The sequence below is a fragment of the Rhizobium sp. BK275 genome, from assembly GCF_014193555.1.
Classification (GTDB): Bacteria; Pseudomonadota; Alphaproteobacteria; order Rhizobiales; family Rhizobiaceae; genus Rhizobium.
The window spans coordinates 294,974-316,039 of the sequence record NZ_JACHZL010000001.1 but is presented as its reverse complement, the minus strand read 5'-3'; the positions used below and the strand labels follow the sequence as shown (position 1 = coordinate 316,039).

Here is a 21,066-nt window from a genome sequence, read left to right as displayed (position 1 = left end):
TTTAGCACTCCCAGTAGGCGCCGATGCTCATTTTGTGGCGGTCATGACCACGTTCGGTCTTGAGAAAGTCGCGGATCCGCTTGGCCTCGGATCGCTCGCAGCCGGCCCAGACGAAGGTCTCGGCATCGGCGGTTGCCAGCGCATTCTTGATGGCGCTTTCGACGAAACCCATCGTGCCGGCTGGCGCACCGTTGCGATGCATCCAGGTGAGCTCGACCGTGCCGGCGGAAGGCAGTGGAAGCTCTTCCGTAGGGCCGTCGATCTCAAGGAAGATACGCAGGTGTGTCCCCTCGGACACTTCAGCGGCAATGCGCGAGATTGCGGGCAGGGCCGTCTCGTCGCCGGCGAGGATTATTGATGTGGCATCGGGCACCCCGCCTCCGCCGGGACCGAGTGCACCGGCGATATCACCGGGCTTCGCATTCACCGCCCATTCCGCGCCGGGCATGTTTTCACCCTCATGCAGCACGAAATCGATGTCGATCTCGCCGCGTTCCAGATCGATGCTGCGGAACGTGTAGATGCGCACTGTCAACGCGTCCTCGTCTTTCGCCCATTCGATACGCCCGTCCGCACGCAGTTTCGGCCAGACAGGCACGCGACCCTTCGGTGGGATGAGCAGGCGGAAATGCAGTCCGCCATGAGCGAAATGCTTGGTGTCGTCACAGGCAACGGTTACCCGGCGCATGTGTGGGCTGATATTGCGGGCGCCGATGACGCGGATTTCTCGCAGGTCCGGCAGCCGGCCGGCTTTCGGCGCGTCCGACCATGTGAGCTCCAACGTGTCATCGCCGGCAAACTGGAAGAGGTGCTCGGCAAGCACTGAGCGGACATTTTGAAGTGCGCGCGCACTTTTGCAGGAGAGCTCGATTGCTAGCGAGCGACCTTCATGGCGGATATCGGCCTTGCCGATCATCATCTCCAAGGTCACCTGGTCGCCATCGCGCCTGACGGTGCTGTGTTCGACAAAATGAGCGCAAAGCTCGTCGAGCATCCTGACGGGATCGACGGCAATTGCGATGCCGGATGCGGTAAAAGGTGCAGCCATCATCGTTTGATGTCCTTTCGCGAAAGCAACCAGATGAGATAGGGACCGCCGATCAAGGCCGCGAAGAGGCCGACCGGCACCTGATAAGGGTAGATAACGACACGCGAGAGCCAGTCGGCTGTCATCAGCACGCCAACGCCAAAGAGCACGCTTGCTGCAAGCTGGTGGCCCGGCCGGTGGAAGCCGGCAAGCCGCGCAAGGTGCGGGGCGATGAGCCCGGCCAGGCTGAGCGGCCCGACGAGGAATGAAGCGATTGCCGTCATCAGCGCGGCGAGAATGGCAAGTGTCAGGCGGCTTGCGCCGACGCGAAGACCGAGAGACCGGCTGGAATTGCCGCCGAGCGGCAGCATCGTCAGCCAGCGGCCGAGAAAGGGCAGCGGCGCGACGAGGATGGCAAGTGAGACGATTGCCGTCCAAGCTTCAAAAGCGCCGGCGCGATTGGTCGAGCCGGAGAGCCAGGTCAGCAGGATGTATCCGCGCATATCGCCTTGAGCGAGCACCATGGTGACGATCGCCATGGCGAAGGCGCCGATGCCGACGCCGGCAAGCAGCATGCGTTCCGGCGAGAATTGGGTGCGGGCGGAAATGGCGATCATCGCCCCGAATGCGGCGAGCGCGCCAAGTGCCATGGCGAGCAGCATGATGGCGGGTGAGGGGAAGCCGAACAAGAAGAGAGCCACGGTCAACCCAGCCCCGGCGCCGCTGCTGATGCCGAGAACTTCGGGACTTGCGATCGGATTGCCGGTCATCCGCTGCATGATGAAGCCGGCTGCGGCCAGCATGCCGCCGGCGCCGGCCGCGACGATGATGCGTGGCAGACGAAAGGGCAGGAGGCCGGTGAAGAGGGTGCCGGACGCGAGATGCCAACCGTCATCGGCCGGGCCGAGCGTGAGGAAGGCGACGAAGAGCAGCACAGCCGCGGCGCAGAGCACGGCAAGGGCAACAAGCGGCTTTGATAGTCTCGTGAGCGGCCGCGTCGATTGGGCCGGCGTGGCCGCGACGGAATGCACGCGCGGCAGCAGGAAAATCAGCAATGGGCCGCCGAGCAAGGCTGTCGCAGCCCCTGTTGGCGCCAGATCTGTGAAGCCGGGGCCGAGGATCTGGGTCAGGCAGTCGGTGAGGAAAAGCAGACCGGCGCCGGTCAGCGGTGCCGCGATCATCAGGCTTCCGGTGCTGCGTGCGCCGAGAAGCCTGGCGATTGCCGGCGCTGCCAAACAGACGAAACCTATGATGCCGACCTCTGCCGTGACCGAAGCAGCGAGCCAGATCGCGAGCGCAAGGATGGCGAAGCGGGCAGAATGCAATGCAAGGCCGAGGCTCCTGGCGCTGCTGTCATCCAGCGTCAGAATGCGCAACGGCCGCACCAGGATCAGGGCGGCGGCAAAGCCGAGGACAAGGCGGGGACCAAGCGAAAGCACGCCGTTCCAATCCTGCTGGCTCAGCGAACCGGCGCCCCAGATATAGATCGACATCGCATATTCGCCGCGCGCCAGGATGAGTGTGACGCTCAGCGCGGCGGCGATCATGCTGACGATCATGCCCGAGAGTGCGACGGTGACCGGATCGAGCCCGCGCCGCCAGCTTAAAGCGAGCACGATCGCGACGGCGCCGAGCCCACCGCCAAAGGCGATGATCTCTCGCGACAAACCTGGCAGCAGCGGCGAGAAGCTGAGCGCTGCCGTCATCGCCAGTTCCGCGCCCGAGGCAATGCCGAGCGTTGAGGCGTCGGCGATCGGATTGCGCAATACCCGCTGCAACAGCGTGCCGGAAAGGCCAAGGGCGGCACCGGCAATCAGCGCCAGTACGGCGCGCGGCATGATGCTGTTCCAGAGCAGAACGCCATCAAGCACGGCGGCTTGAGCGATGTCGCCGGGAACCTGCGGGCGTGTTGCGATCAGTAGCGCGAAGGCAGTGATGCAAAGCACCGGCAGCGCGACAGCGGCAAACGGAATGTCGAGGTTGCGGGCGGGCCTGGCGAGACTAACCATTCCATGCATCGTCAAGACCCTCCTGCAGAAGATCGGCAAAGCGCATGGCAGCCGGGAGCGCACCATAGGGATTGATGGAGCCGAGCGTCAGCACGCGCTTCTCGCGCACGGCAGGCAATGCGTTCCAGAAAGCGCTGGTCGAAAGTTCCTCGATTGCATCGGCCGGATGGGGCGGGATCATGACGATCCAGGCGTCCGGCATCGAGGCCAATGTTTCGATGCCAACGGGAGCGGCCGCCGAATAGCTGGTCGCTCCCTGCCAGGCATTGGTTAGGCCGACACGCTTCAGCACCTCGCCGAACATGCTGTCGGAACCGAAGACGCGGAAATGCCTGGCATCGCCGAGATTAATCGGGATGACCGGCCTGCCATCGCCCCCAGCAAAAGCCGTCTTGTAACGCTCAAGTTTGGTGGAGAGCTTTTCGGTAAGCTGTCTTGCAGCAGCAAGCTGCAGCTGCTCGCCGATGGCGAGTGTTGTCTGTTCTGCCAGCGCATAGGGGCTTTCACCGGGCCTGTAGATCGCATGGCTTTCGACAGGGGCGATCGGCTGCATGCGAGCATCCGCCCAGGCGTAGAAATTCGAATTGAGGATCAGCTCCGGGCGAGCGAAGCGCAGCACCTCGAAATTCGGCGTGCCGCGCAGGCCGAGATCGGTGACGCCGCCGGGAACGACAGGCGTGACCGCCACCTTACGGAACTGCCGCAGCTCCGTTCCGGCGACCACATTGGCGCTGATCGCCAGTAGGGTTTCGAGCAAGGCCCAGTCGAGGGTCGCGACGCGCGGGCTGTCGGCTGCCCGCAGAAGCGCGGGAGCCGACAGCGTGGCTGCGGCGCCGGCTAGAAAACGCCTGCGGGAGAAAGATGCCATGGCCTACAACAGGTAGCTGACCGGCTCGTTGCGAACCGGATGCGGGAAGACGCCCATGCCGACGCCGAAGATCGACTGGAGCTTATCGGCCTGCATGATATCGGCCGGCGCACCTTCGGCGGTGATCTGGCCGCGATTGAGGGCTATGATGGCATCGCAATAGCGCGCCGCGAGATTGATGTCGTGCAGGACGATGATGACGGTGAGGCCGCGCTCGTGGCTGAGCTCCTGCACCAGCGACAGGACGCTTGCCTGATGCGCGAGGTCGAGCGCCGAGGTCGGCTCATCAAGCAACAGGCAGCGGGCGTTCTGTGCAAGCATCATGGCGATCCAGGCGCGCTGACGCTCGCCGCCGGACATGCTGGCGACAAGACGATCAGCGAAATCCTCAAGCTCCGTGCGGACAATCGCTTCCTCGACCATCTCACGGTCTGTGGCGCTGAAGCGGCCAAGCGTGCCATGCCAAGGGAAACGGCCAAGGGCCACCAGTTCCCGCACGGTCATGCCGTCGGTCGCCGGCGTGAACTGCGGCATATAAGCGACATGGCGGGCGAAGGCGCGGCTGCCCCAGTTGGCGGCAGCTTTGCCGTCGAAGGCGATCGCACCGCTCTTTGGGGCAATCTGTCGCGCGATGATCTTCAGGAGCGTGCTCTTGCCGGAACCGTTCGGGCCGACCAGGCCGTAGATGCGGCCAGCCTCGAGCGTCAGATCAATGCCATTGAGGATGGGTCTGGTGCCGATGGCATAATCGATCCCGGTAAGGGTCAGGAAGGGCGTGGACACGAGGAAACTCCGGCTTGGCTGCAAAAGGGTTTGGGAGAAACCCTAACCCTCCCTTTATCGCAGCTTCCTGAAAAACTAAACTCTATTTGTCAACTTACCATTTCTTGCTGAGCTTGAAAGTGACCGTGCGTGCATCGCCATAACCGCAGACCGTAAGGCCTTGGCAGCTCGACACATATTCCTTGTCGAAGAGGTTGGCGACATTGAGCGATGCGGCCCAGTTTTCCTTCTCGTAGCGGATAGCTGCATCGAAAACCGTCGCCGATGGCACCTTTTCGGTATTCTGTTCATCCGCCCATGACCAACCTTGATGCCGAACGCCGGCGCCAAGGCTGAGACCTTCCAGCGCACCCGTCGTGACCAGGTAGTCAACCCAGAGCGAAGCCTTGACCTTCGGTGTGATATAGGGGGATTTGCCGACGAGAAGCGGGTTGGCCGCGTTTTCCAACACTTCCATGTCGGTATAGTCGAGACCCGCAGTGACTTTCCAGTTGTCGTTGACGTTGACCTTGCTTTCGAGTTCGAAGCCGCGCGAACGTACCTTGCCGAGCTGGCTCTGTTCGAAGGTGATCGGATTGGTCACGGCATTGTTCCGCTTGTCGATCTGGAACACGGAGGCTGTGATCACGCCATCGAAGAAGGTCGGCTCATATTTGACACCGCCTTCGATCTGATAGCCTTCTTCAGGCTTGAGGGGGCCAGAAATGCCGGTGCCGATCAACGGGTTGAAGAAGCTTGCCACGCTGACATAGGGGGTCAGGCCGTTGTCGAACTCGTAGGCGAGGCCGGCACGACCGCTGGCCGCGCCGTCGTCGAAGCTGTAGCTCGTGCCGATCGCGGCATCGGAATCGATATCGACATGGTCATAGCGGCCATTCAGTGTCAGAAGCCAGCCGTCGCCGAAATGGATCTGGTCCTGAGCGTAAATGCCGATCTGCTTCATGGTCACGATGCCGTCAGCGTAAACGAAGTTGGCGCGCTGCGGCGTGCCATAGACCGGGTCGGTCGCGCTGATCGGGTTCGAGCCGCAGCAAGCCTGCCAGTTGTCCAGACGGTAATATTTGTAGTCGATACCAGCGAGCAGGTTATGCGTCGCGCCACCGAATTCGGCCTCGCCCTCTACGCGGTTGTCGATGCCAACGGAATCGACGCCGGACCGACCTTCGAAACCGATACGGGCAAGGGCGTAATCTGGAGCTGTTGGGACGCCACCCACATAGCCGTTGAGGTACGGACCCTGCTCATGTTTATCCAGGCGGCCATAACGGAAGTTCGAGGTGAATTTCACGCCGTTGTCGAATTCGTGCTCGAATTCGTAGCCGACCATCTTCTGCACATAGCTGCCGTCGTCGATATCAGGCTCGCCGTAGAAGGCGTCGCGCGGGATCTTGCCGAAGGGCGCGTCCACGACCGTGCCCTCATAGGGGAAGAAGCCGTTGCCGGTGTGGACCTGATCGAGGCCTGCGAGATAACCCCAGACGGTGAGGTTCGTCGCATCGTCAGGGGCGACCCTCAGCTGCGGCATGATGAAGCCGCGGAAATCATGAGAGAAATCGGAGTAGTTGTCGCCGCCGGAGACCTTGCCGGTGATCCGGTAGGTCATCGTATCGCTGGAGCCGACCTTGTCGGAGATATCGAAGCCGGTAAAGGCGTTGCCGTTACTGTTGATGCCGATATCGGTGTAATAAAGCGGCTCGTCGAGCGGGCGCTTGCGTACGAGATTGATGATGCCGCCGGGATTGGCGCCGCCGTAAAGAACCGAGGCCGGCCCCTTCAGAACCTCGACACGCTCCAGCATGAACGGATCGATCTGGAAACCGCCGAAGCCGTAGCTGAAGAGGTTCAGGTTGTCGAAAAAGACGCCGGTCTGGGTGGCGTTGAAGCCGCGGATATAGAACCAGTCGGTATCGGGATCATTGCCGAAGGGCTGGGTTGTGACGCCAGGTGTGTAGAGGAGTGCTTCGTCGACTTTGTTGGTGATGCCGTGATCATCCATTTCCTGCCTGCCGATGACGGAAACCGACTGCGGGATTTCGTTGATCGGCGTATCGCTCTTGGATCCGACAGACGAGTTCTTCGCGACATAACCTTTGACCGGACCGGTGGCGCTGTCATCACCGCCCTGGATGACGATCGGCGCCAATTGTGTCGGATTGGCATCTTGAGCAAGGGCGGAAGAGACCGCCATGTTGCCGGCGAATGCCGTTCCTGCCAGTAGATATGCCCTGAAGATGAGCCCTTTGGTCTGCGCTCGCATGATTTACCCCACTCGTGCCGCGGCCTCGCTTGCCACGGTATGGCCTTGAATAAGTCGAGTGTTTAACTCAATTTTAATTGGCCGGATTGTCGCGATCGGGTGGAAATTGAACGTTCTTGGGTAATTTTCCGTGCTGTGAGCAAACGTTCAGACGTGTTGCAATTAGGCAATCTGCGCCTTCTTCCAGTTCGCCGGCGTGGTACCCAAATTCTTGCGGAAGACGCGGGTGAAATGGGCCTGATCGGCAAAGCCGGTTTCCACCGCGATGGTCGTCAGAGGATATTCGCTCCCGACCAGCAGATGTTTTGCGCGCTCGAGGCGAGCGTTGGTCTGGTATTGATGCGGTGCCACGCCGGTGGACGCCTTGAAGGCGTGACTGAAATGCGATTGCGACAGGCCGGTGACCGCCGCCACTTCTTCGAGGCGGATATTGCGCAGGCAATTTTCCTCGATGAATTCGATGGCACGGCGCAATTGCCAGGCGGCAAGCTTGCTGCGCTTGCGCGGCTGTACCTGAGTGAGCTTCAACACATCGATGATGAGGGAGAGCGCCAGGCCGTCGCCATAGAGATCATGGAGCGGCTGCGGATTAGCGCATTCGGCGGCGATCAACTGGGCAAGCGACAGCACGCGCTCGTCGGAAAACTGCAGTTGCGCATTGGCGAGGCGCTGCGGATCGAGCTCGTCGCCGAGCCTTCGGCTGATGGTCTCGACATCGAAATGGATGTCGAGATGGCGCACGGAATGCACGTCCACCAGATCGGCCCAGACCTCCATGTCGGCCGGAACATAGGAGATCGGCCGTTTTTCGGTGTCCTGCACTGTGCCATGGGCACGCGGCGAGAGCTTCACCCGCGAATTGCCAGGCCCGCGCTTTTCGAGGAGGATGAAAAGCCGCGGGTCTTGCGATACGTAGTAGCCGCCGCAATGGGAGGCGCATTCGACATCCCAGACATCGGCCACGATGCCGTTCCACACCCGGCGATTGACGCCTTTGGTGACGGAAAAACCGTGAATCTTGTTCTGCATGCGCGGTTGAAATGTCATTCCCACTTCCGCCTCCGGCCAGATGGCCAGAATAAACCTTCGTATGAAACTCAAGTTTAATACAGGAGGCAGAGCGGTATGACAATCACCCGGATTCGCTGTGCGAAAAGCCGATATCAGACGACGGACAAGGTCAGCCGCGCGCTGTCGCCGAAGTGGATATCGATCTCGCCGGGTTCGGTGAGTTCGACGGCGCCGCTGAGCGTACCCGTGGTGACGAGCGCGCCTGACTTCAGCGAATCTTCCGGCCGCAGCGGGTCGTTGACGTAGTCGAGGAGCCAGAACAGGACGTCGCCCTTCGGATGCTTGGCAAGGCCATCATAGATCACCTTGCTGCCATGGGTGACCTTCACCGGCGTGCTTGCGGCCGTATCGATAAAGCTCTTCGCAATGGTCGGGCCGAGCACATAGCCGCTATTGCCGAGACGGTCTGCGAGGAAGAGGAGGAAGGAGACGGCGCCGCTTTCCTTGACCGCAGTGACGAGCAGTTCGGCACCGAGATAGGCGGTGGAAATCGCATCCAGAACTTCGGCGCGGCTGTAAGGTGCGCCCTTGCGATACGGTAGGTCCTTGCCGAAGCGCACCGCAATTTCGGCTTCGAATTTCATGCCCGGATACCAGGGGATCGTCGCGCCGGAGACGGCTTCGGCATAGGGATGGAGGGGCGCAGTAACCGGCTGGCCCTCAGGGGAGGCCGTAACCTTCCAGGCATTGCTGGCGACAGCTTCGCCGGCCTTCAGGAAATTCTGCGCTTCCATGCCCTGGTGAAAATCGTTCGGCAGCGGAAAGGCGCTCGTCGGCTCCTGCTTTCCGTCCTGACGCAGGCTGTAAAGCTTGGCGGCCAGCGCCCGCGGGTCGAATGATTCAGTCATGCTGTCCCCTTCATCAAATCGAGAGGTGCCACAGTAACGGCGCAGCCGGTCTGAGCAAGGGCGCTGTTGGAAAGACTGTTATTCCATCGCGGCGTACCAATGCTCCCGATAGTCGGAAAGCCCTGGGATGGCCGAGGGTGCGAAATGTCTTTCCGCGCCGGAGACGGGTCTGATGCCGGCAAGCAGCGCGGCACCCTGGCTCGTGCCCGTCGAGCCCGGCAGCGCCATCGTGTCCCGGCCGGTCAACGCGGAAAGCAGGAACAAGTAGGCCTCGTTCAGCGCGAACGGACCTTCGACGATAACAGGGCCTTTCGCGCCGATCAGCCCGAGACAGGCCTGTGTCATCAGCGCCAGATAGAGGCAGACCGCGGCATATCGCTCTTGGCGGCTGGCGCCCTCCACACCCACCCAGCGGCTGACCTTGCCGGGGAAGGGACCGGAACCAGGCGCCACGTTCGGCAGCAGCATGATACCCTTGGCGATGACATCGGCGACGGCAGCTCGTGCCGCGGCATCGCTGACCTCACCGATTTCCGTTGAGAGAATCTCGAATTCGCGACCGCCCATGAAACGGGACGACGGCACGGCGCGGCCATAGGCGTCGACATTGGCAAGCGCATCGCGCTTCGCGTCGAGGTGGTCGAGATCGCCGCCGACGCCGAAATTGATCACCCATGTACCGGTCGAGACGACGGCGAAGGGTGCCTCACGGCCGACGAGATGCGGCAGCAGCGAGGCATTTGAATCATGGATACCGCAATAGACGGGCACGGAAAGCCCAATTTCATCGGCGATCTCGGGCAGGACTGGACCAAGCGCATCGAAAGCCGAACGGATCGGCGCCATCCGGGCGCGAATGGCCAGCGTGTCGACCAGCGAGGAATAAGCGCCGGTTTTCGGGTTCCAGAGATCGGTGTGACAGCCGAGCGAGGTCGCCTCGTTTGCCGCGACACCGGTCAGCCGTGCGGACCAGTATTGTGCATAGGTAAGGATGTTTGCGACTTTGGCGAACGCGTCCGGAAAGGCGGTCTTTTGATAGTGCAGCTGTGCGCCGACATTCAGCCCCATCGATAGGCGTGGCGAGAATGTCTCGGTAAAGGGCGGACGGAGCGCGTCGTAGGCGTCGCGGATGCCCTGCGGATATTCATGCTCGTAATCGATGACAGGCATGGCAAGTTTGCCATTTGCATCGAGCAGGGCGGCAGCTGCCCCATGGGTGGTGATCGAGATCGCGTCGAAGCCCGGCTCCCTGGCGAAGGCCTTGAGTGAGGCCAGCGCGAAATTCCAGAGGGTTTCGATATCGTAATGCGGATAGAGACCATCGCGTATGACGGTGTTCGGCTGCTTGCGAACGGCGATTTCAGCGCCCGTCGCGCTGTCCAGCACGACGACCTTGGCGTTGGTCTTGCCGATGTCGAGAACGGCGATGTGGCGATAGTCACTCATGGCATATGGAAGACGGTGACGAGGTCGCTTTGAACTGGCGAATTATCCGGATTGGTTTCCATGATGTCGCCCATATGCGCCCACCACTTCTTCATGACGGGATGTTCGGGCAGGCTCGCCATGGTGTGGTCTTTCGGGCGTGTCAGCACGCCGAAAAGCGTATTGGTCTCGCGGTCGAGATGGATGGAATAGTCGCTGGCGCCCGACTTGTGCAGGAGATCGACCAGTTCCGGCCAGATCTCGTCATGCCGCCTGCGATATTCGGCCTCCATGCCGGGATTGAGCTTCATCTTGAAGGCGTATTTTTCCAGGGTCATTTGGCGCTCATGGCTTTGATGCGGCGGGCGATGATCGGGATCGCGATGGTGATGATCAAAAGCAGGCCGATGAAGATTGACATGACGATGCCGGGCACGTTCAACAGGCCGAGGCCGAAGGTGACGAGGCCCATCACGAAGGCGGCAATGACGACGCCGCCGATCGTGCCGGAGCCGCCGAGGATCGAGATACCGCCGAGCACGACCATGGTGACGACTTCGAGCTCCCACCCTTGCGCGATCGAAGGACGCGTCGAGCCGAGGCGCGAGGTCAGGCAGACGGCGGCGAGACCGCTCATCACGCCGGTCAGCAGGAAGAGGATGAATTTCACGCGCTCGACGGGAATGCCGGAGAAACGGGCGGCGAAATCATTGTTGCCGATCGTATAGACTTGTCGGCCGAAATTCGTCGCATGCAGCAGGATGGCAAAGAGGATCGCCAGCACGATGAACAGTACGAATTCGAAGGAGAAGACCCAGACGACGTAACCCTGGCCGAAATAGGCGAAATCCGCCGGATATTTGCCATAGGCCTGGTCGCCGAGCACGATATAGGAGATGCCGCGAAACAGGCTCATCGTGCCGATCGTGACGACGATCGACGGCAGCTTCAGCACTGAAACGAGAAAACCGTTGAAGACGCCGCAGATAAGCCCGGTGCCGATGCCGATCAGAACGAGGCCCGGCGTGCCGACGCCGACTTGTGCAGCTGCACCCATCGCGGTCGAAGCGAGCGCGATGATGGCGGCGACCGACAGGTCGATTTCGCCTGATATGACGAGCAGCGCCATGGCAAAGGCGATCATTGCCTTTTCGGTGAAATTGAAGGTCGCGTCCGAGAGGTTCCAGGCATCGAGGAAGTAGGGCGACGCCACGGAATTGAAGATGAAGATCAGGACGGCCACCCAAAAGAGCAGCACTTCCCAGCTCGACATGATGCGCTTGAAGGGCGTGCCGAGGCGATCAGGAATGACGCGCTTTTCGGGTGTTGAAGAAACGGCGCTCATGCTGCGACCTCCGCTGCTGCGCGATCCCGCAGGATGATGCGGCCCCGGTTGCGTTCGCGCCGGGCATTGAAGACGACGGCGAGGATGATGACGGTTCCCGAGATCGCCATCTGCGTGAAGGGCGAAATGCCGATGACGGGCAGGGCATTCTTGATGACGCCGAGGAAGAGCGCACCAAGCACCGTGCCGGCGACCGAGCCAACGCCGCCGGCAATCGAAATGCCGCCGATCACGCAAGCCGCGACGCTATCGAGCTCGAAGCCGTTGGCGATATCGACATAGGCGACCGCATAACGCGAGACCCAGAGATAGCTGGACAGACCGGCGAGCGCGCCCGAGAGGACGAAGGCCAGGAACTTCGTCCGGCCGGTATCGATCCCGGCATAGACGGCGGCCGTCGGGTTGCCGCCGGTTGCATAGGCCGAGCGGCCGAACTGGCTGTAGCGCAGCAACATATACATCAACGCAACGATGATGATCGCAACCCAGCTCAGTACCGGCAGGCCGAGGATCGGCGTGCGCGGAATAGCAAGGAAGGTCGGCGTCATCTGGTGAGCATTGACCCAGGCCCCACCCGACAGGACGAAGGCCATGCCGCGATAGATGGTGAGCGTGCCGAGCGTCACGACGATCGGCGGGATTTCGAGGCGCCAGACGAGGAAGCCGTTGATCGAACCGAGGGCTGCGCCGATTACGACTGCTGCAAAAATGAGAACGATGAGCGGCAGCCCGGGAAAGGCGGCGTTCATCATCGCGATTGCCATGCCGGTAAAGGCGAGGTTGGCTGCGACCGAAAGGTCGATCGATTTCGTCAGGATCACCGTCATCTGGGCGAGCGCCAGGATGATGAGGATTGCCGTATCATTGAAGATGCCGGCAAGATTGTCCGGCGTGGCGAAATCGGCAGCGCGCGTCGAGAAGGCGGCGATCATCACCACGATGATGGCGAAGAGCAGAGTTTCGCGTTTTCTGATCAGTCTCATCATGCCGTCACCTCATGCATTTCCGGTCGCCGCGCGCACCAGCGCTTCCGGCGAAAGCTGATCGCGTTCGAAGAACCCTGCCGACAGGCCCTCCTTCATGACGAGCACGCGGTCCGACATGCCGATAATCTCGGGCAGTTCGGAGGAGATCATGATGATGGAGAGGCCTTCGGCGGCAAGCTCGCTGATGAAGCCATGGACGGCAGCCTTCGAGCCGATGTCGATACCCTTGGTCGGCTCATCGAGGATGATGACCTTGGGCATGGTGGCAAGCCACTTGCCGATGACGACCTTCTGCTGGTTGCCGCCCGACAGCGTGCCGACCGGCACGGATAGGGCGGCAGCACGCAGGTCCAGCCGCTCGGCATATTTGCGGGCGAGCGCGAATTCCTCCGCCGCCTGTAGGAAGCCCTTGCGCGAGGTGCGCGCCAGAGAGGGAAGCGTCATGTTCTGGTAGATCGGCATCGGCAACGCCAGACCGTGACGGCCGCGCTCTTCCGGCACGTAGACGATGCCGGCGCGGATGGCGTCATGTGGCGAGTTGATCGCAATCTCTCGGCCTTCAAGTGACAGCCTGCCGGAGAGCGGCCTGGTGATGCCGAAGAGCGATTGGGCGAGCTCCGAACGTCCGGCGCCGATCAGGCCGTAGATGCCGAGGATCTCGCCCTTTCGCAGCGTCAGCGAGATGTCGCGGAACTCGGTGCGGTGACAGTATTTGTCGACTTCGAGCACCGGACCGCCGATCGCGACATCGATCTTCGGGAAGGCGTTTTCGACATCGCGACCGACCATCATGCGGACGATTTCGTCCTGCGGCGTTTCTTTCAGCTTCCCGTGACCGACGGCCCGGCCGTCGCGGAAAACGACGTAATTGTCGGCGATCTCATAGAGCTCGTCGAATTTGTGGCTGATGAAGAGGATCGCCTTGCCGCTCGCCTTCAGGCCCTCGACGATGCGGAAGAGATCGTCGATCTCCTTGCGCGAGAGGGCGGCTGTCGGTTCGTCCATGATGACGATGCGGGCCTCGATCGACAAAGCGCGAGCGATCGCCACAAGGTGACGCTGCGCAATCGAGAGGTCCTTCAGGCGGATCGTCGGATCGATATTGCTTTCGAGCGAAGTCAGCAGCGTTCTTGCGCGGCTGTTCATCTCGCTCCAGTCGATCGTGCGCCAGCGTGTGCGCGGCGCATGGCCGAGGAAGATGTTTTCGGCAACCGAAAGCTCGTCGAAAAGCACGGTTTCCTGATGGATGGCGGTCACGCCGGCATCGATGGCGGCCTGTGCCGTCGCAAAATGCACCGGCTTGCCGTCGACGATGATCTCGCCCTCGTTCGGGCGATAGATGCCGGTCAGGATCTTGACGAGCGTCGACTTGCCGGCGCCGTTTTCGCCGATCAGTGCCGTCACCTTGCCGGGATAGAGCGCGATGCTGACATTGTCGAGCGCCTTCACGCCCGGAAAGATCTGCGAGATGCCGCGCATTTCCAGAATGGCGGCTGCGTCGTCGGCTTTTGGGTCCGTGACGGGATATTGAAGGGCAGGGGTCATCAGCAAGCTTACCACCATCGAAAGAGAAGCCCGGCGGCAGAGCCGCCGGGTGTCCGTTCATGATCTCTGGAAATCAGAAGACCTTGGAGAACTGGTCGATGTTCGAGGCATTGTAGACGAAGGGGTCGGCCATAGCGGCTTCGCCATTGTCGCCAATCTTAATCTTGCCCATGCGGCCGGCTTCGATTTCGCTGCCCGGCTTGCCGTCGGCATCACCCTTTGCAAGGTGATAGGCGATCTGGGTTGCGGAATAGCCGAGGTCGATCGGGTTCCAGATGGCGAATTCCTTCGTCGCGCCGGACTTGATTGCGCCAGCCATTTCAGACGGCAGGCCGAGACCGGTCACGTAGACCTTGCCGACCAGGCCCTTGTCTTCGACGACCTTGGAAGCAGCCAGAACGCCGACCGTCGTCGGAGCGACGATGACCTTGACGTTCGGGTTGGATTTCAGGAGGCCTTCGGCTTCACGATAGGACTTGTCCGAGAGGTCGTCGCCGTAGACAGTGGTGACGAGGTTGAGGCCAGGGAAGTCCTTGAGCTGCTTCTTCATCTGGTCGATCCAGATGTTCTGGTTGGTCGAGGTCGTGGTGGCCGACAGGATGGCGAAGTCACCCTTGCCGCCGTCGAGATGATCCTTGGCGAGCGTCAGGCACATCTTGCCGATCAGCTCGTTCGAAGACGGGTTGAGCTGCAGGATGCGACCTTCAGGGGCAACGCCAGAGTCCCAGGAAATGACCTTGATGCCGCGCTGGGCAGCCTTCTTCAGCGCCGGAACGACAGCGTCCGGATCGTTTGCCGAGATGGCGATGGCATCAACGCCCTGAGCGATCAGCGAGTTGATGACTTCGATCTGGCCTTCGGCCGTCGTGCTCGTCGGGCCGGTGTAGATCACTTCCACGCCGCCGAGTTCCTTGGCTGCTTCCTGAGCACCCTTGTTGGCGGCGTCGAAGAAGCCGTTGCCGAGCGACTTCACGACGAGGCCGATCTTGATGTCCTTGGCGCTTGCCGCGCCAGCCATCATGGCGACGGCAAACGCCACGCCGATTGCAAGTGTCTTTGCAAGTTTCATGTCATGTCCTCCCACTGAGATTTAGACTTCCACACCTCGCCGACGCCTCATGCGACCGACGAGGAATCCTCCTTTACTGCCTGCGCCGTTGGGCTCGCGACAACGAGCCGGACGCCTGCATTCCCGATCATACGGGCCGCCTCATCGGCGATACCGTCGTCGGTTATGATTGTCGAAACCCGGTCGAGCGCGCAAAGGATGAGGCTCGACCGGCGATTGAACTTGCTGGAATCGGCCATGACGACCAACTCGTCGGCCTGATGCATCAGCTTCTGCTCGCTCTGGATAATCAGTGCGTCAGCTTCCATGATGCCGAGCGGGCCGACGCCCTGGGCGCCGATGAACATGCGTCGTGCATAGAAATTGCGGATCGCGTCATTGTCGAAGGGAGACAGGATCAGGCTCTGCTCGCGATAGATCGCGCCGCCCGGCACCGTCACCGTGTTTTTGGAGTGCTTTACCAGATGCTCGGCAATGGCGAATGAATTGGTCATCACCTGCATACGATGGCCGGCCATATAGTGAACCATCTGGAAGGTGGTCGTGCCGCCGTTGATAATGATGGCGTCGCCAGCTTCGCAAAGATCGACGGCTGCTCGCGCAATTGCGCGCTTTTTATCGATATTGACTGATTCTGACACCCGGAAGGGACGGCCTGCAAGATTTCCGAGCTGCGGCGGATGCACAGCCTCCGCGCCGCCACGAACGCGCCGGATCTTGCCCTGCACGTGAAGAGCCGCAATGTCGCGCCTGATCGTCGCTTCAGAAGCGTCCGTCAGCTCGGAAATGTCCTGAATCGTAACGACGGACTTTTCCTGGACAGCGCTTAAGATAATGCGATGGCGTTCGCGTTCGTGCATTGGGCTCCTCCTCTTGTCATATTTATTTCGTATCCGTTAAAGCCTGTCAATCAGAAACGATCATAAATTTTCATATTGCGATGCAACATAATCGAATTTGATCGTTTTCGATTGACAAGCGCCATTTTGATGCGCGATACCGTGAGCGAAAGGGCGTGCTTATCGCGACGCCCCGCAGGCCTATACACAAGCCTATATGGGAGGATGACATGGCGGCAAAGGTTCGACTTCTTGAGAACCGTTGGGATGATGCTTATGCGGCGGGCCTCGATGAGCCCGGCAAGCTTCTCTATCGCTCGAATCTGCTCGGCGCCGACAAGCGCATCACCAATTACGGTGGCGGCAATACCTCAGCCAAGGTCATGGAAACCGATCCGCTAACCGGCGGCAAGGTTCAGGTTCTCTGGGTCAAGGGCTCGGGCGGTGATGTCGGCACGATCAAGCTCGACGGTTTCGCAACGCTCTATCAGGACAAGCTTGAATCGCTGAAGGGCATCTACAAGGGCGTCGAGGACGAGGATCGCATGGTCGGCTTCCTGCCGCATTGCACCTTCAACCTGAACTCCCGCGCCGCTTCCATCGATACGCCGCTGCACGGCTTCGTTCCCTTTACGCATGTCGACCACATGCATCCGGACGCGATCATTGCGATTGCCGCCTCCAAGAATTCCAGGGAATTGACGAAGCAGATTTTCGGTGACGCGATCGGCTGGCTGCCCTGGCGCCGCCCGGGTTTCCAACTCGGCCTTGATCTTGAAGCCTTCGTCAAGGCGAACCCTGACGCAAAGGGCGTGGTGCTCGAAAGCCACGGCCTGTTTACCTGGGCCAACGATGCCAAGGCCTGCTACGAGCTGACGCTCGATATCATCAACAAGGCGATCGAATGGTTTGCCGGCCAGACCGAAGGCAAGATGATCTTCGGCGGCGCAGTCGTTGAAAGCCTGCCGGTTGCCGAACGTCGCGCCATCGCTGCCCGCCTGATGCCGGAAATTCGCGGACGCATCGGCAAACAGGAGCGCAAACTCGGCCATTTCGATGATCAGGATGCGGTGCTTGAATTCGTCAATTCGAAGAACCTGCGACCGCTGGGCTCGCTCGGCACCAGCTGCCCGGACCATTTCCTGCGGACCAAGATCCGCCCGCTGATCGTCGATCTCGATCCGGCCAAGCCCGATGTCGATGCCATCATCGCCGGTCTCGACAAGGCTCTGGAAGATTATCGCGCCGATTATGCGCGCTACTACAATGCCTGCAAGCATGACAATTCGCCGGCTATGCGTGATGCCAATCCGGTGATTTTCCTGGTGCCGGGCGTCGGCATGCTCTCCTTTGCCCGCGACAAGGCAACGGCCCGCATCGCCAGTGAGTTTTACGTCAACGCCATCAACGTGATGCGCGGTTCCTCGACGGTCTCTGAATATCAGGGCCTGCCCGAGCAGGAGGCTTTCGACATCGAATACTGGCTGCTCGAAGAAGCCAAGCTGCAGCGCATGCCGAAGCCGAAGAGCCTTGCCGGCAAGGTTGCCTTCGTCACCGGCGGCGCCGGCGGCATCGGTCGTGCGACGGCAGCCCGCCTTGTCGGCGAGGGCGCCTGCGTGGTGCTTGCCGATATCGATCAGGCTGCGCTTGAATCGACGGAAGCGGAATTCATCAAGAAATACGGTGCCGACGCAGTTCGCGCCGTCAAGCTCGACGTGACCAAGGAAGATGCGGTTATCGCTTCCTTCGCCGAATCCTGCACCGAATTCGGCGGCATTGATATCCTCGTTTCGAATGCGGGCATCGCCTCTTCAGCGCCGATCGAATTGACCGAGCTGTCGACTTGGAACCGAAATATCGACATCCTCGCGACCGGCTATTTCCTCGTCTCGCGTGAAGCCTTCCGGCTGTTCCGCCGTCAGGCGCTCGGCGGCAACGTCGTCTTCATCGCATCGAAGAATGGCCTTGCCGCTTCGCCAGGGGCAGCTGCCTATTGCACTGCAAAGGCTGCCGAAATCCATCTTGCCCGTTGCCTGGCGCTCGAAGGCGCAGAAGCCGGCATCCGCGTCAACACGGTCAATCCGGATGCAGTGCTGCGCGGCTCGAAGATCTGGAGCGGCGAGTGGCGTGAACAGCGCGCGGCCTCCTCGAAGATCGAGGTCGACGATCTTGAGGAACATTACCGCAAGCGTTCCATGCTGAAGCTGAACGTGTTCCCGGAAGATATCGCCGAGGCCGTCTACTTCCTGGCATCGGATCTTTCGGCCAAGTCGACCGGTAACATCATCAACGTTGACGCTGGCAACGTTCAGAGCTTTACCCGCTGATAGCGAGCGGCGGGCCACGCCCGCCGCAACAGAATTTCTGGGAGGAACAGATGACAGAATCCAGGATTGCGCCGGATCTGGTCGCGGCGGAAAACGACAAGCGCGCTGCAGCCTTGAAGGCCGACTACGAAGCGCTGGGTGCAACGCTTGCGCGCCGCGGTGTCGATATCGAGGCGATTACCCGTAAGGTGGCGGAGTTCTCCGTCGCCGTCCCCTCCTGGGGCGTGGGCACCGGCGGCACGCGCTTTGCCCGTTTCCCCGGCACCGGCGAGCCGCGCGGCATTTTCGACAAGCTCGACGATTGCGCCGTCATCAACGAGCTGACACGGGCGACCCCCACTGTTTCCCTGCATATTCCGTGGGACAAGACCGATGTGAAGGAGCTGAAGGCAAAGGGCGATGCGCTCGGTCTCGGCTTCGATGCAATGAACTCGAACACCTTCTCGGACGCACCCGGCCAGAAGCTGACCTATAAATATGGTTCGCTCAGCCACACGGATGCGGCGACCCGCCGGCAGGCGGTCGAGCATAATCTCGAATGCATCGAGATCGGCAAGGCGATCGGCTCCAAGGCGCTAACCGTCTGGATCGGCGACGGCTCCAACTTCCCCGGCCAGAGCAATTTCACTAGGGCGTTCGAGCGTTACCTCGCCTCGATGGCGGATATCTACAAGGCATTGCCAGACGATTGGAGGCTCTTCTCCGAACATAAGATGTACGAGCCGGCCTTCTATTCGACCATCGTACAGGATTGGGGCACGAACTACCTGATCGCCCAGACGCTCGGCCCCAAGGCGCATTGCCTTGTCGACCTTGGCCATCACGCACCGAACACCAATATCGAGATGATCGTCGCCCGCCTGATCCAATTTGGCAAGCTCGGTGGCTTCCATTTCAACGACTCGAAATATGGCGACGATGACCTCGACGCCGGAGCGATCGAGCCCTATCGCCTGTTCCTCGTTTTCAACGAGCTGGTCGATGCTGAACAGCGCGGCGTGAATGATTTCCGTCCGGCCCACATGATCGACCAGTCTCACAATGTGACGGACCCGATCGAAAGCCTGATCAACAGCGCTAACGAAATCCGCCGTGCCTATGCCCAGGCCCTGATCGTCGACCGCAAGGCGCTCGATGGCTACCAGCAGGATAACGATGCGCTGATGGCTTCCGAGACGCTGAAGCGCGCTTACCGCGCCGATGTCGAGCCGATCCTGGCCGAAGCCCGCCGGCGTGCCGGCGGTGCGATCGATCCGGTTGCCACCTTCCGCGCCAGCGGCTACCGCAGACAAGTCGCCGCCGAGCGCCCGGCTTCGGTCTCCGGCGGCGGTGGCATCATCTAAGCACCGGGAAGCCGTGGATCACGGCTTCCATCTCCCCGCAATCTGCCGGGTGGCGACATTCAGCCGGTTCCAGACATTGATGTTGGCGATCGCGATGACGAGGGCCGCAAGGCTCTTGCCGTCGTAGTGGCGGGTGCATTCGTCCCAGATCTCTTCCGGCACCGGATCGGCGCGGTCGCTGAGGCGGGTGACGGCCTCGGTCAGGGCAAGTGCTGCACGTTCGGCATCGCTGTAATAGGGAGCCTCGCGCCAGCCTGCGACGGCAAAGAGCCGCTCGTCGGTCTCCCCATGTTTGCGGGCGATGCGCCAATGCCCATCGATGCAGACGCTGCAGCCGTTGATCTGGCTGGCGCGCAGATAGATGATTTCCAGAAATCCCGGCGCAAGCCCGGCCGTGGCCGGCACTTTACCGAGAGCATTCAGTGCCTGCATGGCTTCCGGGATGACGAGGGCTGGATTTCCCATTCTCTCTCGCATGTTCAATCTCCTGATAATGTGTTCCGTTTGACGCAGGGCCGGCATGTCGCCAGCTTTCGTTCGTCATGGATTTGACGGATCAGGATGAGGCAATGTGACGAAGTCGGGAAAAAAGATGAGAAGCAAGGTGGCTGGCAAGCTCCTGCGCCGTCAGGCGTGGACCTTATAGCGCAGGGCGACAGCGCCATTGCCCATCGTTTCGGCCGATATCAGTGAGAGTTGCGTCTTGCCTGCCAGTCCTCCGTCGAACGTGACAACAGGCTGGCCGCTGCTGCCATCCAGGGCCGGAGCGACGAGCAGATAGAACTCGTCGATCAACCCGGCGGCAAAGAAGGCGCCGTTGATCGCGGCTCCGCCTTCGAGCAGCAGTTTGCGGATGCCGAGTTCCTTGTCCAGCACATCGAGCACTGCGGGCAGGTCGATTTCGGCGGAAGGCGAGACTATGTAGGAGATGCCGTCGGCGGCAAGCTCCGCAAGATGCGTATCCGGCACCTCGCTGCCGAGGATGACAACGATATGGTCGCCATCGATATCCGGCCGCGTGAAATGCAGCTTGCCCGAGGTGTCGAGGGCAATCGCGTAGTTGTCTGCCCGGCGATCGGCAAAATGGTTCGGCCGCTCCACAGCACCGGCCGATTTCGGCGGATGCGGCTCTCCTTTCGCCATTTCGGCCATGGTTACGCGCCCAACGATCCAGGCGCCGCCCTGCAGCTCTTCATGTGCCTTCTGATAGAGGGCCGTCCATTCCTTGCGGCCGCCATCGGGGCTTTCTGTCCACTTGCTCGGGTGCAGGCCGCCGTCGAGGGACGACATCATCAGGCAGACGATTTCCGGCTTCATGGCAATT

Annotated in this window: 18 protein-coding genes; 2 read left to right on the top strand and 16 right to left on the bottom strand. The window is 61.0% G+C overall.

The genetic code is table 11. The features are described 5' to 3' along the window. Window position 1 precedes the first annotated feature (1 nt). The 14 genes from FHT82_RS01400 to FHT82_RS01335 all read right to left on the bottom strand — a co-directional run bounded on the left by FHT82_RS01400 (window position 2) and on the right by FHT82_RS01335 (window position 16,093). A complete protein-coding gene (locus tag FHT82_RS01400; protein ID WP_183725611.1) occupies window positions 2–1,051 on the bottom strand; it encodes a DUF2218 domain-containing protein in 1,050 nt (349 codons plus the stop codon). Then, a complete protein-coding gene (fhuB, locus tag FHT82_RS01395) occupies window positions 1,048–3,036 on the bottom strand; it encodes a Fe(3+)-hydroxamate ABC transporter permease FhuB (protein WP_183727208.1) in 1,989 nt (662 codons plus the stop codon). Before fhuB ends, FHT82_RS01400 begins: the two co-directional genes overlap by 4 nt. Further along, window positions 3,029–3,904 carry an ABC transporter substrate-binding protein gene (locus FHT82_RS01390; RefSeq protein WP_183725610.1) on the bottom strand — a complete coding sequence of 292 codons (876 nt, stop codon included), beginning with the start codon at window positions 3,902–3,904 and terminating at the stop codon, window positions 3,029–3,031. Before FHT82_RS01390 ends, fhuB begins: the two co-directional genes overlap by 8 nt. A gap of 3 nt (window positions 3,905–3,907) precedes the next feature. After that, on the bottom strand, window positions 3,908–4,687 hold the full coding sequence (locus FHT82_RS01385; protein ID WP_183725609.1) for an ATP-binding cassette domain-containing protein: 780 nt from the start codon (window positions 4,685–4,687) through the stop codon (window positions 3,908–3,910). Between the two features lie 94 nt (window positions 4,688–4,781). After that, complete coding sequence (locus tag FHT82_RS01380) at window positions 4,782–6,944, bottom strand: TonB-dependent siderophore receptor (protein WP_183725608.1); 2,163 nt, start codon at window positions 6,942–6,944, stop codon at window positions 4,782–4,784. 162 nt (window positions 6,945–7,106) lie between these two features. Continuing rightward, complete coding sequence (locus FHT82_RS01375) at window positions 7,107–7,991, bottom strand: helix-turn-helix domain-containing protein (protein WP_183725606.1); 885 nt, start codon at window positions 7,989–7,991, stop codon at window positions 7,107–7,109. Between the two features lie 116 nt (window positions 7,992–8,107). Continuing rightward, a complete protein-coding gene (locus tag FHT82_RS01370) occupies window positions 8,108–8,863 on the bottom strand; it encodes a fumarylacetoacetate hydrolase family protein (RefSeq protein ID WP_183725604.1) in 756 nt (251 codons plus the stop codon). Window positions 8,864–8,941: 78 nt separating this feature from the next. Beyond that, a complete protein-coding gene (locus FHT82_RS01365) occupies window positions 8,942–10,309 on the bottom strand; it encodes an FGGY-family carbohydrate kinase (RefSeq protein ID WP_183725596.1) in 1,368 nt (455 codons plus the stop codon). After that, window positions 10,306–10,626 (bottom strand): L-rhamnose mutarotase, encoded by a 321-nt coding sequence (rhaM, locus tag FHT82_RS01360; protein WP_183725594.1) that lies wholly within the window; start codon window positions 10,624–10,626, stop codon window positions 10,306–10,308. Before rhaM ends, FHT82_RS01365 begins: the two co-directional genes overlap by 4 nt. Next, entirely contained in the window at window positions 10,623–11,633 is a 1,011-nt protein-coding gene (locus FHT82_RS01355; RefSeq protein WP_183725592.1) for an ABC transporter permease, read from the bottom strand. The genes rhaM and FHT82_RS01355 overlap by 4 nt, the downstream gene beginning before the upstream one ends. Then, window positions 11,630–12,619: an ABC transporter permease gene (locus tag FHT82_RS01350; RefSeq protein WP_183725590.1), complete on the bottom strand. Its 990-nt coding sequence runs from the start codon at window positions 12,617–12,619 to the stop codon at window positions 11,630–11,632. The genes FHT82_RS01355 and FHT82_RS01350 overlap by 4 nt, the downstream gene beginning before the upstream one ends. A 9-nt stretch (window positions 12,620–12,628) precedes the next feature. After that, on the bottom strand, window positions 12,629–14,164 hold the full coding sequence (locus tag FHT82_RS01345) for a sugar ABC transporter ATP-binding protein (RefSeq protein WP_183725588.1): 1,536 nt from the start codon (window positions 14,162–14,164) through the stop codon (window positions 12,629–12,631). Between the two features lie 73 nt (window positions 14,165–14,237). Further along, a complete protein-coding gene (rhaS, locus tag FHT82_RS01340; RefSeq protein ID WP_183725586.1) occupies window positions 14,238–15,233 on the bottom strand; it encodes a rhamnose ABC transporter substrate-binding protein in 996 nt (331 codons plus the stop codon). A 47-nt stretch (window positions 15,234–15,280) separates the two neighbouring features. Beyond that, on the bottom strand, window positions 15,281–16,093 hold the full coding sequence (locus FHT82_RS01335; RefSeq protein ID WP_183725584.1) for a DeoR/GlpR family DNA-binding transcription regulator: 813 nt from the start codon (window positions 16,091–16,093) through the stop codon (window positions 15,281–15,283). 209 nt (window positions 16,094–16,302) lie between these two features. Between FHT82_RS01335 and FHT82_RS01330 the strand changes: the two genes are divergently transcribed. Beyond that, on the top strand, window positions 16,303–18,399 hold the full coding sequence (locus FHT82_RS01330; protein ID WP_183725582.1) for a bifunctional rhamnulose-1-phosphate aldolase/short-chain dehydrogenase: 2,097 nt from the start codon (window positions 16,303–16,305) through the stop codon (window positions 18,397–18,399). Between the two features lie 50 nt (window positions 18,400–18,449). Next, window positions 18,450–19,742 (top strand): L-rhamnose catabolism isomerase, encoded by a 1,293-nt coding sequence (gene rhaI / locus FHT82_RS01325; RefSeq protein WP_183725580.1) that lies wholly within the window; start codon window positions 18,450–18,452, stop codon window positions 19,740–19,742. An 18-nt stretch (window positions 19,743–19,760) separates the two neighbouring features. On the opposite strand, the gene FHT82_RS01320 is transcribed toward rhaI, so the two are convergent. After that, window positions 19,761–20,219: a carboxymuconolactone decarboxylase family protein gene (locus FHT82_RS01320; RefSeq protein ID WP_183725578.1), complete on the bottom strand. Its 459-nt coding sequence runs from the start codon at window positions 20,217–20,219 to the stop codon at window positions 19,761–19,763. A 150-nt stretch (window positions 20,220–20,369) separates the two neighbouring features. Further along, window positions 20,370–21,059, bottom strand: coding sequence for a RibD family protein (locus tag FHT82_RS01315; protein WP_183725577.1), 690 nt, complete (start codon window positions 21,057–21,059; stop codon window positions 20,370–20,372). Between the last annotated feature and the right edge of the window lie 7 nt (window positions 21,060–21,066).